This is a genomic window from Methanomethylovorans sp. (assembly GCF_041305605.1).
Taxonomy (GTDB): domain Archaea; phylum Halobacteriota; class Methanosarcinia; order Methanosarcinales; family Methanosarcinaceae; genus Methanomethylovorans.
The window spans coordinates 1-15,446 of sequence record NZ_JBFYLB010000156.1 but is presented as its reverse complement, the minus strand read 5'-3'; the positions used below and the strand labels follow the sequence as shown (position 1 = coordinate 15,446).

Here is a 15,446-nt window from a genome sequence, read left to right as displayed (position 1 = left end):
ACTTCCGGGTTCTCCATCTGTATCATCGCATAGAGGTAAGGGTTTTGACCCAATATCCTGCCCACAAAGTCCAGCATTATGTCATAGACCGGACTCATGAACCTGCGTGACTCCTTCACATTGAAATCGAGCCTCTCCAGTGTTGCCCCTATGGTTATATATGCAAAATGCGTGAGCCCCTGGACTACAGAAACGAACCTGTCATGTTCTTCCGGGTCAACGATCACTATATGTGCCCCGTTCTCCTCTAACATTTCCCTTATAAGGGGAAACCATTTCTGGCATCTGTCCTTTGTGGGTGTCAGGATGAACCTCTGTCCATGCAGGCTCGGTATGGTGGGTCCGAACATAGGGTGCGTCCCAAGGATCTCCACGTCAGCCGGGGCATATTTCTGCATAGCACGGGTGGGCCCGGTTTTCAGGGAAGTGAGGTCCATGAGCAGGCTGCCTGTTCTCATCAGAGGTGCAACTTCTGTAATGACCTGCTCTGTGATGTCAATGGGTACAGAAATAATTACTACATCACTTTTAGTTACTTCTGCGTGCAAATCATGAGCGAATCTAACGCCCAGCCTTTCGGCCACCTCTGTCTTTCCACTTTTACCCCAGATGCTGACATCAAAACCTCTTTCCTTGAAAAAGGTGGAGAACCACTGTCCCATTTCACCGGTACCACCTACGATGAGTATTTTCAAGTTCTCAGCGCTCCTATCACAGCCTCCCTCATCACTTCTACGGGAGGCTTCACGCCTGTCCATATTCTGAAAGCTTCTGCACCCTGGTACACTAGCATCATTACGCCGGAAACAGTCCTTGCTCCGGCCTTTTCCGCTTCCATAAGCAGTTTCGTTTTCAGGGGATTGTATACAATATCAAAGACCACGAGGTCTGCATGTATTTGTTCTGCCGTTGCTATAGTATCTTCCACATGTGGATGCATCCCTAAGGTTGTGCAGTTGATCAGCACGTCAGCGCTAGATATAAGATCATCCAGCTGCTCAAGTCCGCATCCTCTCACATTTCCTACAATAGCTACATCATCTGCAAGCTGTATAGCTCTTTCAGGTGTGCGGTTGGCAATGATCACCTCTGCGCCGTCACTTGCAAGCTGGAAACTAATTCCGCGGGCAGCACCCCCGGCACCGACTATCAGTACCTTGGCTCCCTCTATTTTTACGCCTGCGTCAACAAGTGCCTTTTCCGCTCCGATCCCATCTGTATTGTATCCCTGGATACCGTCTTTGAAATCTACGGTATTGACAGCTCCCATAGCTGCCGCCAGCAGATCTGGTTTCACAATCTTCATAGCCTCTTCCTTCAGGGGCACAGTAAGGTTCAGTCCCCCGAATCCCATGGCATGTGCTCCTTTAATCGCATCTTTGAGATTTTCTTTGCTCACTTTGAAGGCGTGATAGATACAGTCCATTTCCAGAGTTTTGAATGCTGCATTATGCATCATCGGCGATAATGTGTGTTCGATGGGATCGCCCAGCACTGCAAATACTTTCTTCATAACAGTACCTTCATTGTTCGCTTCAGTTCAGCTATGCTCAACTGTCCCGGAGCCACGGCTTCGCCCACTGCACCATAAGTAAGCACTGATCCGTAGAATGGTGCTATGACTCGCGTGTGTTTTCCAATATCACCCATAGATATCATGCAGACGGGCTTCGTAGCTTCATGAGTGACTCGTAACAGGTTGATGGTATCGGCAGGCGAATTAGCCTTCGCAGCAAACTTGGCTATGTCTCCTCTGGATTTCCATGCCATTTCAAGGATATCTCCAATTTCTTCCATTGGCGGGGTACCGGTAAAATCATGATGTGAAACTATAACTGTCCTGTTAAGCTCATGCGCTCTAGATACAAGTTTTTTCCGTGAATCAATAGAAGCAGCAAGTTCCACATCCACCGCATTCACAACTGGCAGCACATCCAGAAGAAGTTGTATCCTTTCTTCTTCCGGTCCTTCCCATCTGCCCCCGTCAGTTGGTAATCTATTGGTTGCAATACATGGGAGGTTTACTTCAGCCTTTAAGGATGTAAGCAATTCAAGTGCCGACTTTGTATCCTTTATGCCCAGCAGGTCCAGTCTGATCTCCAGTATGTCTGCTCCTTGCAACTGTGCTGCTTTGGCCTGTTCTGTAGCAGAGTGGCTTATCACGGCCACAACTGCCGGTTCTCTTGACAGATCAAAGCCACCTATCTTTACCATGTATCCTCTGGTCACTTTTCGATGATCGTTTCCTCTACCTTCATTCCGAAATGCCGGCCAATGTCCTCAAATTTCACCAGCACCTCATTCCCGGCTTGCAGGTCGGTGACAGCTATGGGCTGTCCACCTTTGCTCACCAGCTTGATGGTTTCTGCGTTCTGCACGATGGTCTTGACAGTCTTTCCGTTAAGGTCGGCTTCCACGAGCATAAGAGGCCTTCTCTCGATCTTTACCCTGCCTACGATACCTTTTCTTTGCTCACCGGCTGCATTAACAATAGCTACTTCGTCACCTGCTTCCAGTTCACACAGGTATTTCGTCTTCTCTCCTACCAGTACATAAGCGTGTACTGCCCCGGCATTCACCCTGAAAGGCCTTGATGCAACGTATGGGCTGTCATCAGCTTCCGAGTTCACAAGGAAAAGCCCGCAGGACTGTGAGCCTACAAGCATGCCTTCTCCGCTTGTCATTAGATTGCATGTGTCCACACATACCCGGTCACCCATGCCTACCTGCTCTACTTTTGTGATCACGGCAGTTGCCAGATCCAGATTGTCAATACCTGATCTTTCTGCCACTGCAACTGTTTTCTTTATCTCACTGGGATCATCAGTGTCCAATAATACGCCATCTGATCCATGTTCCATGGTCTCAAGGGAAAGCTTCGCTTCTTCAAAAGTCTTGACTCCTGATATGATCTGAACATCCGTATCATGTAGTCCTGCAATGAGGTTTTCAAGGGGAATTACCTTCCAGTCGGTGCCTATGGTGATAATATAGTCGCAGACTCCGGCCATTTCTGCTGCGAACTCTTCATATTGTTTGTTGCGGATGACCACATACCCGGCTACCTTCAGGCCCTTGCCTTTTAGGCGAGTGGCTGTTATTATATCGAAAGAGCCACTGAAGTCAGGGGGCAATGGTTTTGTTCCGTCTCCTTCGCTTCCTTTTCCGACCACTATGATATCCGCAGCAGATCTTTCATCATGAGCAAAAGCAGCAACTTTTATATCGCCCAGTTCCCTTACCTTCTCGACATCATTGGCATCTACCAGTACATAGTCCACACCTGATTCCAATCCAGTGGTGATCCTGCCTTTCCTGTCATCCCACCTGCCTTCATCGGCCTTTATCCATACACTTTTACTGTTCATGTTCTCACGTTGTTTCACTTAAGTATTTCAAGAGCTTCTTCTACAGTACGATTCTTATGCACTATCTCTGTTATTGCTCTTGTAATTTTTGTGGGATTTTCGTGCTGGAACACATTCCTGCCAATGGCCACTCCTCTACCCCCAGCGTCAATGGCACCTCTTATCATTTCCAGGAACTGCTCGTCAGTCTCTGTCTTTGGTCCTCCTGCAATGACAACTGGTACCGGACATCCTTTCACAACATCCTTAAATGAATCCATATCTCCTGTATATACTGTCTTTACCACGTCAGCACCAAGCTCTGCTCCTACTCTTGCAGCATGTGCCACCATCTCAGGATCGTGTGGATTTGTAACCTTCTTGCCCCGGGGGTACATCATGGCAAGTAAAGGTATGCCCCAGTTATTGCAGTCTTCAGCCACTTTTCCGAATTTCTGGAGTTGGTCAGCTTCTGTCTCAGAGCCCACGTTCACATGTATAGATACTGCATCAGCTCCCATCTTCATGACCTCTTCCACACTGCAGACCTGTACTTTATTGTTCGGGTCTGGTCCGAGGGATGTGGATGCGCTTATGTGCACTATCAACCCCACATCGTGGCCGTAGCCACGGTGCCCGTGCTTTATCATACCTTTCTGCATGAGCACTGCATTTGCTCCTCCCTCAGCTACTCTATTGATGGAATCTGCAATGTTGATAAGACCTTTTATGGGGCCATCGGATATGCCGTGGTCCATAGGTATGATCACCATGTTCCTGCTGTTCCGGTCCATTATCCTTTCAATACGTATGCTCTTTCCGATTTCTGACATCTTTGTAATCTCCGTCTTAATGTTATCATGTCTGTGCTAGTATGTAACACAGTAACACGGTTAAGATATATAAAGTTATTTCCAGAACAGGTGTCCTTTTCAGATCCGGCCTAGTGGGAAAAGGCTAATGCTTGCTTTTTTCCTCACGAATGAGGTCTTCTATCAGAAAACCATTTGAATTGATGTCATATTTTGCAGGACTTTTTCCATGGTTGCTGCCTCTCATCTTGAGTATGGAGAGAGACTTCTGCAGATCAGATGATATCAGGTTCTGTTGTAATGTTATGATACTATCTGCGACTGGTGATATTTGTATGTCAAATATCTTCGGGCATTCTGTATTTCCTGGGGTAAGGCAGGTCATAAGTGATGTAATGCCCTGGTTCCCACACATTCTTGTCAGAGCGGCTATGTGCTCTTTTCTTTCTATGGGGTCTGCAATAGCATAATCAAAACCTTCTACTGCATCAAGGAATACCCTCTGTGCTCCTATTTCCCCGATAGCTTTCTTTATTTGCATCATGTGTTTGTTAGGGTCCAGTAAAGATGGCAATGTATGGATGATCTTTATCTTCCCTTTTTCTTGCATCCCTCTTAGGTCCCACCCAAAATTGGCAGCATGCAAATATAGTTCCTCTGGAGTTTCTTCAAAGTTCATAATGACCCCAGCTTCCCCTTTTCCTGCTCCTTCCATAATGAACTGGAGTCCAAGTACGGTTTTCCCAGTACCTGTCGATCCTGCAATAAGGTTTGCGGACCCCTTGAATAATCCTCCTCCCAATATTTCATCAAGTGGGGGTATACCTATAGATACACGTTCATTAGAAGCAGGTATGGAATAGTTAACTGGTGCAATATCTTTCGGGTAGATAGATATGCCATCAGTTCCGATATCAAATGTATGTTCTCCCTGAATGGAGGGCATACCACTTACTTTCATTAATTTGATATATCGTCTGGTACTATGTGTGTCAAAATTTTGAGAAAGGTATATTATATTGTCTACTATGTCGCTGATAACGTTGCTCTTTACATTATCCGGTTCCAGAGTTCCGGTAAAATAGACCACTGCATCCCATTCGTTGATCGCGGCGTTAAGGGAATACATGAACCTGCGCCTTTCTGCTTCCGGGAATCCGAATCCTATGGATGTGACGGGGTCTATCAGTATCCTGTCAGGTTTAAGTGAACTTATGATGTTCCCCATTTCTACAAGCATAGTGAGTGGGTCCCTTTCCACACTACTTACATTAAAGGTACGGATGTTTATATTCTCTTCAAAGAAACTGAACCGTGCAAGGATCTGTCGTATCAATGCTTCAGGTTTTGATGAAATTGCTACGTACAGCACTTTTTCTCCCTTTTTTGCTGCAGCACACAGGCTCTGCATTCCAAGAGTGGTCCTTCCTGTTCCAGGTGTTCCTGCAATGAATGTGGTCGAGGGGCTAAGAACCCCTCCACCGAGGATCTCGTCCAATCCTTCTATTCCGGTAGACACTATATCCAAAACAACATCCTCGTGAGATTTGAATTTATTCTCAATATATTATTTATACCCTATAAGTATTTATTTATGCGCATTTATGCATAGGAAGCTTCATTTTTCTGCGATGTTCTAAAATAGCATATGTATTTATATTGATTCGCCATAGTTGCGATAAATACCTGGGTGGTTCCATACCATGAAAACAATGAATATCCTTGTTATTAATAACTATGGTCAATTCTGCCATCTCATCCATCGTACTATCCGGGACCTGGAAATGGATACGAGTATAATATCCAACACATCTTCTGTGGATGACATCCTTTCAAAAGGACCGGACGGACTAGTGCTTAGTGGTGGTCCGACTTTGGAAAGAGCAGGCAATTGCGCACAGTACATACGGGAGATCGATCTTCCCATTCTTGGAATATGTCTCGGGCATCAGGTAATGGCCAAAACATTTGGTGGGGAGGTTGGTCCGGGTAAATACGGGGGATATGCCGAGGTTGAGGTCGAGGTCCTTGATGAAGATAACATCCTGCAAGGAATGGCTCCTAAGACATCTGTGTGGGCTTCACATGCCGATGAAGTAAAAACCCTGCCAGAAGGTTTTGTCTGGCTGGCAAGATCCGATATTTGTGAAATAGAAGCTATGAAACATGAGAAAAAACCCCTTTACGGGGTGCAATGGCATCCTGAAGTTGCCCACACGGAAAAGGGTCAGGACCTGTTCTTAAACTTCTTTAAGGTATGTGAGGATTATTGACTTCACGTACCTCTTGTTTTACATGCCGAATTTCTTCATCATTTTCTGCATGTTGAATTTGCCGCCACGCAACCCTTTCATGGTGTTCTGCATTGTTTTATAGTAACGCAACAATTCCCTAACATCATCGGGACTGCATCCGGATCCCATGGATATCCGCTTTATCCTGGCACTGCCTATAAGGCGAGGATTAAGCATTTCCTCTTCTGTCATGGAGTCCATAACTACGCGATATCTTGTAAGTTTCTCCCCGGTCACCTGGTAGGCTTCCTCCGGGACCTTTACTCCCATACCTCCCAGAGGCAGCATCTGCATGATCTGTTTCATAGGCCCCATCTTGTTGAGGGTTTCCAGTTGTTTGTACATGTCCTTGAGGGTAAAGCGTCCCCTCATCATGGCTTCCATGTCAAGTTCTTCTTCCTTTAAGTTATCCTGGGCTTTCTCTATGAGTCCCTTTATATCGCCCATTCCAAGCAGCTTGGATATGAACCTGTCAGGTTCGAACTTCTCCAGATCCTCGGGTGTTTCTCCCACACCGATGAACGCGATGGAAGAATTAGTCTCAGAAACGGCAGATATGGCCCCACCACCCTTTGCTGTACCATCAAGTTTGGAAATGACAACACCTGAAATGCCTATGGAATCATTGAATGCTTTGGCCTGTTCACTTGCCTGCTGGCCAATTGCACCATCAAGTACTAGCAGTTTATAGTCCGGATGTGCAATGGCATGGATCTGCTCCATTTCCTCTATGAGGTCCTTTTCAAGAGAGTGACGTCCTGCAGTGTCTATTATGATGACATCGTATTTTTCCACTTCTTTCAGGCCTCTTCCCACAATGCCTACTGCATCCGGATTACCTTCTTCTCCGTAAAACGTGACATTAAGTTTTCCACAAAGAGTCTGCAACTGCTGATATGCTCCAGGTCTGAACGTATCTGCGCATATTACTGCTGGCCGCAGACCCTTACGCTGGAAATACCTTGCAAGTTTTGAGGTGGTGGTGGTCTTGCCACTACCCTGAAGCCCTATCATCATTATCTTTTGGGGTTTCAGAGGAATGTCTGTACCTTTGCCAATGATACTTATAAGTTCCTGATAAACGATCCTTATCACATGCTCCCGCGGGTTCATGCCTGAAGGTACATCTTCCTTCATAGCACGTTCCTTGATGTGATTTGACATCTTCATGACAAGCTTGACATTAACGTCAGCCTGAAGCATTGCTCTCTGGATGTCCTTTACCACTTCATTGACCGTGTGTTCGTCTATCCTTCCGGACTTGACGAGTTTCTTAAGTGCATCCTGTAAGGAGCTTCCAAGTTTTTCCATTACCATTTAAGGATCGCCCTGTTCAATTCTTTTTCAGTATTAAAGGGTTGCCTTTATTTAATTATATTGTAAGACCTTCTCAATATCAACCGGATATGAATATAATGGCTGCGAGTGACGCAAATATCCCTATCCATTGCCTTAGTCTTATTCTCTCTTTCAATATTATCCACGCAAGCATAACCGTAGCTCCGGGGTATAGGGATGATACGACCGCTGCAATGTCCAGCCTCCCTGCCTGAGAGGCTAATGCGAAGAAGGTATTACCAGCTGTATCAAATATGCCTGCCAGAAGAACCAAGGGCAGAAGATTACGCGTGGGCAATCCATATTGTCTTTTTAGTATATGAATACCCATCAGCATTCCTACGGAGGCCAGTCTGGAGGCTACAAGAGGCCACAAAATAGCGTGTTTACTGACATGATCTATCGCGATAAGAAAGAAGCCGAATCCTATGCCGGCTATTATCGGAAGGGAAAAATCATTCAGGACAGTATCTGTTGTGTTTTCGCTACCTGATATGAGCCAGACTCCCGCAAAAGCTATAGCGAAGCCTGCAAAACGGTAACTTGGAGGCATGCCTTCAGTAAATATACTGAAAACCATAGGCACAATCGCCGTGACCACTGCCGCAACAGGAGCCACAATTCCCATTTTTCCAATTGAAAGTCCCTTATACAGGGCAAGAAGGCCTAAACAACCGCATATTCCGGCAATGCTTCCCCAGAAAATGCTGTACATATCGGGCATTTCCTCGGCCAGCAGTAGAGCTGCCACTGCCAGAAGTACTGTTCCTATGATCTGGGAAGTAAGAACTACACCGTACACATTGGAACGCTTTGTCGCTATGCCTCCGCTAAAATCTCCCGCACCCCAGCAGATCGCGGACGCAAGTCCAAATAAGATCACATAGAGATCAGAATTTATCATTATGCTCACTGTCGACTCTTTGTAACAGTAAAGCTAACGGCGATACTTGAAATTATGTCAAATGAAAAAACATGACCCTTTTCAAAAGAAACGAACAAGTCAAAAAAAATTAGTAGCGGGGAATGGATTCGAACCATTGGTCTACGGGTTATGAGCCCGTCGGGATCTCCTGGCTACCCTACCCCGCTTCATATTTTAGCTGTTTTAGCTGCAATGACGTACTCCCCTTCAACGGTATCATTACAGATAAATGTTGCGATGGGAGGTGAAGAGAAAACATATATGTGAAGGGTGCAAGACATATAGAAGTTTAATATATTAATATTGGAAGGTCCTGATTATGGTATTACCTGATAAGTTCAAATGCGTGGTGACTAACTGGGATTATATTTATGATCTTTGCAGGAAGGTCGCCAATGATGTGAAGGCTTCCGGATATGAGCCAGATATTATCATCGCTCTTGCCAGAGGTGGATGGTTCGCCGGAAGAGTACTGTGTGATTTCCTTGGTATGGATGACCTTACCAGCCTTAAGATAGAACATTACACAGGTACCGCGGTTACAGCAGGCAGCGGGCCTCAGATAAAATATCCTCTTTCAGATTCAGCCGTTAAAAATAAAAATGTGCTTATAGTGGACGACATAGCTGATACCGGAAAGAGTATGCTCCACTCTAAAGAATATGTACTGACTCAAGACCCAAAGTCTGTAAGGACTGCAACTCTCCAATATCTGGATACTTCCGAAATGGAACCAGACTTTATCGGCGAACGGCTGGAAGAATGGGCCTGGGTGATCTTCCCCTGGAACTTTATCGAGGACATGATAGATCTCATATCTCTGCTAATGAACAAGGAGAAAAGGGACATGTGGGACATATCAGCCATCAAACACGGTATGTATGTGTATCATTCTCTCGATTCTTTTGCTTTTGAAATAGCCCAGCCGGGAAGGCTGGCTGAGGTCATGGATGAGATGAATCGTCGTGGCATTGTTAAGTGTGTCACTGAGAACGGAAACAAGTTCTGGAAACTTGCATGAGAAAAGGGTTGAGGTATTCATGTGTGACAATGTGGACATTGCTATAATAGGCGGAAGTGGAGTATATGATGTCAATCTGCTTGACAGGGTAAAAGAAGTGGATATGGATACTCCATTCGGTAAACCTTCGGATTCCATCACAGTGGGTGAACATGGAGGTACTAAGGTGTGTTTCCTTCCCAGGCATGGTCTGGGGCATCGTTATTCTCCTTCGGAAGTGCCTTACAGGGCTAACATCTTTGCCCTGAAGAAACTTGGAGTAAAGCGCATAATCTCAGCATCTGCCGTAGGTAGCCTGAGGGAAGAATATGCTCCTCTGGATATAGTCGTGCCGGACCAGCTGTATGACCGCACAAGGCTTAGAAAGAGTACTTTCTTCGAGGACGGTATTGTAGTTCACATGGGCTTTGCGGACCCCTTCTGCCCTCAGATGTCCAAGATGATAGTTGATATTGCCAGTTCAAAAGGTTATAGTGTAAAAGAAGGCGGTACCTACGTATGTATGGAAGGCCCTCAGTTCTCCACGCGTGCTGAATCGCGGGTATACCAGACACTTGGATTCGATATTATCGGAATGACTGCCATCCCCGAGGCAAAACTTGCAAGGGAGGCTGAGATCTGCTATTCCATGATCGCCACAGTTACGGATTATGATGTCTGGAAAGATGAGGATGTAACTATCGAGGTCATCATCGAGAATGCAATGAAGAACGAGGTTGCTGTGCGGGATATTATTTCCGGCATCATAAAAAACATTCCTTCTGAAAGGGCTTGCTCCTGTAAGGATGCCCTCAATGGTGCAATAGCCACTGTGCATAGTATGATCCCTGATGAAACACGCACACGATTGGGTCCTCTTATTGGGCGATATATGGAGCAATGAAACGAATTATGGTCGGAAGGGTTTTAATATATCCCTGTGCTAATAAAAAAACGGTGAAATATGTCACATAAGTGCACCAGATGTGGAGAAATATTCGTTGATGGAGCCGCAGTCATCCTTAGTGGCTGTCCTTCATGTGGGTGGAACAAATTCCTCTACGTCAAAGGTCCGGAAGAAGAGGAGTCTGTCTCGGAAAGGGCTGATCATGAGGTTCTTGACGAAACACATAAGCAAGAGACTCCGGCAGAGAAACTCATAAAAGAGATAGATGAGATCATAGGTATCGAAAAAGAGGAACGCAGTGTCGTGGAGGAGGATGGTGACAGGGTGGAGTCTGTCCGTATATTGGGTCCCGGCTCGTACGAACTTAATCTGGATTCTCTGTTGCATCGTAAGGAAATAGTAATGGCGATCAAGGAAGACGGCACATATGCCCTACACCTGCCATCTGTTTTCAAGGCAGAGAAAAAAGAAAAGAAGAAGTGAGCCTTTCCGGGAGCAGCGTGCAATGCGCAGCGTTTACAACCGGTTCTGGGAAATAGACGCGCTAAGGGGGGTCGCCATAATCCTCATGGTGCTGTTCCATTTCATTTATGATCTTACGTTCTTCGATGTATTACGTATAGATCTCTGGTCGGGGCCAGTGTTCTATATCGGCAGAAGTGCCGCTATTCTGTTTATTTTTCTTGTAGGCGTTTCCTTGACTTTGAGTCATTCCAGAAATAAGGTATCCGGTTCACAGGTTAGTTTCAAAAAATATCTGAAAAGGGGCTTTCACATCTTTTTCTGGGGTCTGGTCTTTACAATAGGAAGCTGGCTGCTTTTTCCGGATGAGGTCATAGTATTCGGTATTTTGCATTTTATTGGCATAGCTATCGTATTGTCATACCCTTTACTGGGATATCGCCTGCTCAATCTTATTGGAGGGTTTATGGTCCTTTTCCTAGGTAAATTGATGGAGAACTTCACAGTTGATTTCCCGTGGCTGGTGTGGCTTGGCCTCACGCCCCCAGATTTCCAAACCCTTGATTATTTTCCATTATTTCCCTGGTTTGGTGTTACTATGCTTGGAATATTCACAGGCAACATGTTGTATCCTGATTACCGCCGTAAATATAAACTCCTTGATCTCTCTCATAATCCGCTGATATCTGCTCTTGAGTTCATGGGAAGAAAATCGCTGGCGATATATGTCGTGCATCAGCCATTGTTGGTATTTCTTCTGTACGTGTTCGGAGTTGTCGATCTGCATTCCACAGGAATATAGTCATTTTATAAAAAAAGGTTTTAGAAATCTGTGATCAAGGTTTGCTTTTCATCTATCTTTTCAAGATTTGAAACCCCAACTCCAAGCAATCTGAACTTTCCGGTTCCTATAAATTCTTTCATCAGATGCAGAGCTTCTCGTCTCATGACGTAAAGGTCTGTACTGGCACAACTTAAGGTCCTGGATCGTGTATAGGTACTGAAGTTCTCATATCTTACTCTGATAGTTATGGTACGAAAACGGTACTTATTTTTAAGAAGGGATGTATGTACTTTTTCGGACAGAGCATAGAAAACCCTTTTTATGGTATCAGGATCAGCTATATCTTCATCGAAGGTGTCTTCTTTGCTGATGGATTTTACTCCTTCTCTTTCTTCAACTTCCCTCTGATCTATCCCGTTAGCCATCCAGTGCATTGTAAGTCCGAACTTCCCAAAACGCGCTATGAGCAACTGCACATCGTATGCAGCGAGCTGTCCAACATTATCCAGTCCCATTTCATGCAATAGCGGCGCAGTTTTCTTTCCGATTCCAGGTATTTTAGATATAGGCAACGGATCTAGAAATTGCTTCACTTTCTCGGGCCTTACAACGGTAAGGCCATCAGGCTTATTGAAATCGGATGCAATCTTTGCAATGACTTTGTTGGGTGCGATCCCCACGGAACATGTAAGGCCTTCCCGGTGCAGTATATTTTCCTTGATGATCTTTGCTACATCAATGGCTTTATCATAATCAGTGATGTCTCGGCCAAGCTCCATATACGCTTCATCCACGCTGACCTGCTGAAATCTGGAAGAGAACTCTCTCAATATTTCCATTATCCTGGAAGATGTCCTCTTATATAGTTCCATGTTAACCGGGAGGTATGCAGCATCAGGGCACAACTTATATGCTCTGGATATGGGCATTGCGGAATGTATACCATACTTGCGGGCTTCATAAGAGCAAGTGCTTACTACACCTCTTCCTGTACCATTTTTAGGATCAGAGCCCACTATTACAGGTCTCCCTCTAAGTTCAGGTTTTTCTCTTGTTTCCACTGAGGAGTAAAAACTATCCATGTCAATATGCAGTGTTATGCGTGGTTGGTCGTTGCTCATTTATATTCTCATATATAATTAAGGGATTATAATTTCCTGACCCATGCACAGTGAAAGTAATATCCCGGGATGTTTCTCTTTTCCGGTGTATTGAAATAATATCATCTGCTTATTTACCAGGGAAGGAGACCCTAATGTACGTGTACATTTCCGTTATGGCCTATTTTGTTGTGTTGTTCCTTACATTGAGGGATATTCGTATCTTCAGACGCACGAGGATCATTTCGTACAGAAAAGGAGCCTTGAAAGGTATCATCTCTTCTTTTGTGATGCTTATAGGCGTCATTATAACGCCCGTAAACCCGGAATTAGGTCTATTGGTTGTGTTCATTGGTCTTTATGTCAACCGCAAGGGCCAAAGGGAGGTTGTTTTCAAGCAGGCCAATGCTCTTGACAGGCTGCTTGGAAAGACTGATATATGATGTTGTGAATTTACACATTTGTCCGGTACATCGCTTTTGTGGAATACAGGATGTAGGTAGATGTATCTTTCATTCCAAAAGTTATAAATGCATGAGCAGTTATAAGCGGTACAAATTCCACTCTTGAGAATTCATATTAGGATAATACACTCATAATAAATGGAGAATCATACATGGGAAATATAAGACAGAACAACATTAAGACCATTTCATTTCGCCTGATAGACGCTCACGGTGACGTTTTTACAAAGGATTTTGATGCAAACAAGGAACTTGTGACAAAGTATACAACCATTGAAAGTAAGGTCATAAGGAACCGTGTGGCAGGCTATGTCACACGCAAGATGACTCACGTACGCATGGAATAAGTTCCAGTCAAAGGGGTACCATGTTCGAAGGAGTATTTCCTGCTCTTATAACACCTTTCAATGCCGATAACAGGATAGATGTCACGTCTTTCAGGAACATTGTCGAGTATGTGGAAAAAGGCGGTGTTGCAGGAGTGGTGGCTTGCGGAACTACCGGTGAGTCCGCGACCATGTCCACTCAGGAGCACATGGACCTCATTGATCTGACCGTTGACTGTGCCAAAACCACTGTTATTGCCGGTACCGGTTCGAACAATACGACCGAGGCAGTGGAGCTGACAAGGCATGCATACGATGCAGGTGCCAATGCAGTGCTGATCATATCCCCGTATTACAATAAGCCTAATAATGCGGGTCTCATCGCTCACTTTTCCAGCATTGCCAGATCTGCGGATATCCCCGTTATACTGTACAATGTACCTTCACGCACAGGGCAGGATATGCCTCTGGAAGTTATTATGGAGCTTGCCAAGATCGAGAACATCATAGGCATAAAGGAGGCAAGCGGAAATCCGGTGAAGGTCTCCCGCATAATTGAGAATACAGTAGATGAGGACTTTGTGGTCCTCTCAGGTGAGGATGGCCTTACATTGCCTCTTATGTGTATGGGAGCAGTGGGTGTTATCTCAGTGGTTGCCAATGTTGTTCCTGAAAAAATGGTGGATCTTGTGAACGCTGTTAAAAATAACGACCTTAAAACAGCCCAGGCGCTTCACTATGAGCTCGCACCGATTACACGTGTCCTGTTCTCGGAAACAAATCCAATTCCTGTAAAGAGAGCTATGGATATGTTAGGTCTGGCAAATGGCAGATTAAGGCTTCCTCTTGCTCCCTTAAGCAGAGAGCATGAAATGGTTCTTGAAGAAGTTCTAAGGGATCTTGGGTGCATATCATGATAAGAGCAGCAGTTACCGGTGCATCCGGAAGGATGGGTAAACTCATCATTTCCAATATTGTCGCATTTGATGGAATGGAGCTTTCCGCAGCATTTGATCTGGTAAATATTGGTAAGGATGCAGGAGAGACTGCACAGTTAGGGAATCTTGGTGTTCTCATATCCGATGTAAAAGACATGGAGCATGTCCTTAAGGAATCGTCCACTGACGTGCTGATCGATTTTACCATTGCCAATGCAACGGTTGTCAACGCTCCCAATGCAGCTTCAGCAGGTGTGAACCTTGTCATCGGGACCACTGGCTTTTCCACCGAGCAAAAACAGATCATAGAAACAGCTGTCTCTAAGCACGGTGTGGCAGGCATTATCTCTCCTAACTTCTCAGTAGGTGTAAATGTGTTTTTCAAGATACTCGCAGAATCCTCTAAATATCTGGGAGATTTTGATATTGAGATCATCGAAGCACATCACAATAAGAAGAAAGATGCTCCAAGTGGCACTGCCATGAAAGCTGCAGATGTCATCAGTGCTGTACTGGGTGGCAAAGATTATGTCTTTGGCCGTCAGGGTCTTGCACCACGTAAAAAAGAAATAGGCATTCACGCCGTGCGTGGTGGGGATATTGTAGGCGACCATACGGTGCTGTTCGCCGGAGACGGTGAACGTATCGAGATAAAACACCAGGCACATTCCAGACAAGCATTTGCTTCAGGTGCAGTAAAGGCAGCAGCATGGATATGCAATGCCGATCCGGGCATGTATACCATGGAA

Annotated in this window: 18 protein-coding genes and 1 tRNA gene; 9 read left to right on the top strand and 10 right to left on the bottom strand. The window is 45.2% G+C overall.

All coding sequences use genetic code 11. From position 1 onward, the window contains the following. From ACCM36_RS09745 to ACCM36_RS09720, 6 genes are all read right to left on the bottom strand, one after another. Positions 1 to 662: prephenate dehydrogenase/arogenate dehydrogenase family protein (locus ACCM36_RS09745; protein ID WP_370573566.1), on the bottom strand; the 662-nt coding region annotated here is incomplete at its 3' end. A 29-nt stretch (positions 663 to 691) separates the two neighbouring features. After that, positions 692 to 1,513, bottom strand: a complete 822-nt coding sequence (gene aroE / locus ACCM36_RS09740) for a shikimate dehydrogenase (protein ID WP_370573564.1) — start codon at positions 1,511 to 1,513, stop codon at positions 692 to 694. Further along, positions 1,510 to 2,214 carry a type I 3-dehydroquinate dehydratase gene (aroD, locus tag ACCM36_RS09735; RefSeq protein WP_370573563.1) on the bottom strand — a complete coding sequence of 235 codons (705 nt, stop codon included), beginning with the start codon at positions 2,212 to 2,214 and terminating at the stop codon, positions 1,510 to 1,512. Before aroD ends, aroE begins: the two co-directional genes overlap by 4 nt. A gap of 11 nt (positions 2,215 to 2,225) precedes the next feature. Further along, positions 2,226 to 3,368: a 3-dehydroquinate synthase II gene (locus ACCM36_RS09730; protein WP_370573562.1), complete on the bottom strand. Its 1,143-nt coding sequence runs from the start codon at positions 3,366 to 3,368 to the stop codon at positions 2,226 to 2,228. 14 nt (positions 3,369 to 3,382) lie between these two features. Beyond that, entirely contained in the window at positions 3,383 to 4,180 is a 798-nt protein-coding gene (locus ACCM36_RS09725; RefSeq protein ID WP_370573561.1) for a 2-amino-3,7-dideoxy-D-threo-hept-6-ulosonate synthase, read from the bottom strand. Between the two features lie 124 nt (positions 4,181 to 4,304). Beyond that, entirely contained in the window at positions 4,305 to 5,678 is a 1,374-nt protein-coding gene (locus ACCM36_RS09720) for an ATPase domain-containing protein (protein WP_370573565.1), read from the bottom strand. Between the two features lie 184 nt (positions 5,679 to 5,862). On the opposite strand from ACCM36_RS09720, the gene ACCM36_RS09715 reads away from it, so the two are divergent. Next, positions 5,863 to 6,432: a GMP synthase subunit A gene (locus ACCM36_RS09715; RefSeq protein WP_370573560.1), complete on the top strand. Its 570-nt coding sequence runs from the start codon at positions 5,863 to 5,865 to the stop codon at positions 6,430 to 6,432. An 18-nt stretch (positions 6,433 to 6,450) separates the two neighbouring features. On the opposite strand, the gene ACCM36_RS09710 is transcribed toward ACCM36_RS09715, so the two are convergent. The 3 genes from ACCM36_RS09710 to ACCM36_RS09700 form a co-directional block, all read right to left on the bottom strand. Continuing rightward, a complete protein-coding gene (locus ACCM36_RS09710) occupies positions 6,451 to 7,770 on the bottom strand; it encodes a signal recognition particle protein Srp54 (protein WP_370573559.1) in 1,320 nt (439 codons plus the stop codon). A 79-nt stretch (positions 7,771 to 7,849) separates the two neighbouring features. Further along, positions 7,850 to 8,695 (bottom strand): EamA family transporter, encoded by an 846-nt coding sequence (locus ACCM36_RS09705; RefSeq protein WP_370573558.1) that lies wholly within the window; start codon positions 8,693 to 8,695, stop codon positions 7,850 to 7,852. Between the two features lie 113 nt (positions 8,696 to 8,808). Continuing rightward, a tRNA-Met gene (locus ACCM36_RS09700) sits at positions 8,809 to 8,883 on the bottom strand. A gap of 152 nt (positions 8,884 to 9,035) precedes the next feature. On the opposite strand from ACCM36_RS09700, the gene ACCM36_RS09695 reads away from it, so the two are divergent. The 4 genes from ACCM36_RS09695 to ACCM36_RS09680 are packed head-to-tail and all read left to right on the top strand — an operon-like array spanning position 9,036 to position 11,887. Beyond that, positions 9,036 to 9,737: a phosphoribosyltransferase gene (locus ACCM36_RS09695; RefSeq protein ID WP_370573557.1), complete on the top strand. Its 702-nt coding sequence runs from the start codon at positions 9,036 to 9,038 to the stop codon at positions 9,735 to 9,737. A 19-nt stretch (positions 9,738 to 9,756) separates the two neighbouring features. Then, entirely contained in the window at positions 9,757 to 10,620 is an 864-nt protein-coding gene (gene mtnP / locus ACCM36_RS09690; RefSeq protein WP_370573556.1) for an S-methyl-5'-thioadenosine phosphorylase, read from the top strand. Positions 10,621 to 10,680: 60 nt separating this feature from the next. Next, the gene (locus ACCM36_RS09685; RefSeq protein ID WP_370573555.1) at positions 10,681 to 11,106 is read left to right on the top strand and encodes a Zn-ribbon domain-containing protein; all 426 of its coding nucleotides are present in this window, start codon (positions 10,681 to 10,683) and stop codon (positions 11,104 to 11,106) included. Next, on the top strand, positions 11,051 to 11,887 hold the full coding sequence (locus ACCM36_RS09680; RefSeq protein ID WP_370573554.1) for a heparan-alpha-glucosaminide N-acetyltransferase: 837 nt from the start codon (positions 11,051 to 11,053) through the stop codon (positions 11,885 to 11,887). The genes ACCM36_RS09685 and ACCM36_RS09680 overlap by 56 nt, the downstream gene beginning before the upstream one ends. A gap of 20 nt (positions 11,888 to 11,907) precedes the next feature. Here the strand turns inward: ACCM36_RS09680 and dinB are convergent, their stop codons facing one another. Further along, positions 11,908 to 12,990, bottom strand: a complete 1,083-nt coding sequence (gene dinB, locus ACCM36_RS09675; RefSeq protein ID WP_370573553.1) for a DNA polymerase IV — start codon at positions 12,988 to 12,990, stop codon at positions 11,908 to 11,910. 134 nt (positions 12,991 to 13,124) lie between these two features. On the opposite strand from dinB, the gene ACCM36_RS09670 reads away from it, so the two are divergent. The 4 genes from ACCM36_RS09670 to dapB form a co-directional block, all read left to right on the top strand. Next, the gene (locus ACCM36_RS09670) at positions 13,125 to 13,412 is read left to right on the top strand and encodes a hypothetical protein (protein ID WP_370573552.1); all 288 of its coding nucleotides are present in this window, start codon (positions 13,125 to 13,127) and stop codon (positions 13,410 to 13,412) included. Between the two features lie 173 nt (positions 13,413 to 13,585). Next, a complete protein-coding gene (locus ACCM36_RS09665; protein ID WP_370573551.1) occupies positions 13,586 to 13,780 on the top strand; it encodes a 30S ribosomal protein S17e in 195 nt (64 codons plus the stop codon). A gap of 20 nt (positions 13,781 to 13,800) precedes the next feature. Further along, positions 13,801 to 14,676, top strand: a complete 876-nt coding sequence (gene dapA / locus ACCM36_RS09660; RefSeq protein ID WP_370573550.1) for a 4-hydroxy-tetrahydrodipicolinate synthase — start codon at positions 13,801 to 13,803, stop codon at positions 14,674 to 14,676. Then, positions 14,673 to 15,446: 4-hydroxy-tetrahydrodipicolinate reductase (gene dapB, locus ACCM36_RS09655; protein WP_370573549.1), on the top strand; the 774-nt coding region annotated here is incomplete at its 3' end. The genes dapA and dapB, both read left to right, overlap by 4 nt.

Excerpts from the sequence above, each read along its gene's own strand:
- ACCM36_RS09725 (WP_370573561.1), bottom strand. The coding sequence starts at position 4,180 with ATGTCAGAAATCGGAAAGAGCATACGTATTGAAAGGATAATGGACCGG.
- dinB (WP_370573553.1), bottom strand. The coding sequence starts at position 12,990 with ATGAGCAACGACCAACCACGCATAACACTGCATATTGACATGGATAGT.
- ACCM36_RS09695 (WP_370573557.1), top strand. The coding sequence starts at position 9,036 with ATGGTATTACCTGATAAGTTCAAATGCGTGGTGACTAACTGGGATTAT.
- ACCM36_RS09730 (WP_370573562.1), bottom strand. The coding sequence starts at position 3,368 with ATGAACAGTAAAAGTGTATGGATAAAGGCCGATGAAGGCAGGTGGGAT.
- mtnP (WP_370573556.1), top strand. The coding sequence starts at position 9,757 with ATGTGTGACAATGTGGACATTGCTATAATAGGCGGAAGTGGAGTATAT.
- aroE (WP_370573564.1), bottom strand. The coding sequence starts at position 1,513 with ATGAAGAAAGTATTTGCAGTGCTGGGCGATCCCATCGAACACACATTA.
- ACCM36_RS09665 (WP_370573551.1), top strand. The coding sequence starts at position 13,586 with ATGGGAAATATAAGACAGAACAACATTAAGACCATTTCATTTCGCCTG.
- aroD (WP_370573563.1), bottom strand. The coding sequence starts at position 2,214 with ATGGTAAAGATAGGTGGCTTTGATCTGTCAAGAGAACCGGCAGTTGTG.
- ACCM36_RS09705 (WP_370573558.1), bottom strand. The coding sequence starts at position 8,695 with ATGATAAATTCTGATCTCTATGTGATCTTATTTGGACTTGCGTCCGCG.
- ACCM36_RS09715 (WP_370573560.1), top strand. The coding sequence starts at position 5,863 with ATGAAAACAATGAATATCCTTGTTATTAATAACTATGGTCAATTCTGC.
- ACCM36_RS09710 (WP_370573559.1), bottom strand. The coding sequence starts at position 7,770 with ATGGTAATGGAAAAACTTGGAAGCTCCTTACAGGATGCACTTAAGAAA.
- dapA (WP_370573550.1), top strand. The coding sequence starts at position 13,801 with ATGTTCGAAGGAGTATTTCCTGCTCTTATAACACCTTTCAATGCCGAT.
- ACCM36_RS09685 (WP_370573555.1), top strand. The coding sequence starts at position 10,681 with ATGTCACATAAGTGCACCAGATGTGGAGAAATATTCGTTGATGGAGCC.
- ACCM36_RS09680 (WP_370573554.1), top strand. The coding sequence starts at position 11,051 with ATGCCCTACACCTGCCATCTGTTTTCAAGGCAGAGAAAAAAGAAAAGA.
- ACCM36_RS09670 (WP_370573552.1), top strand. The coding sequence starts at position 13,125 with ATGTACGTGTACATTTCCGTTATGGCCTATTTTGTTGTGTTGTTCCTT.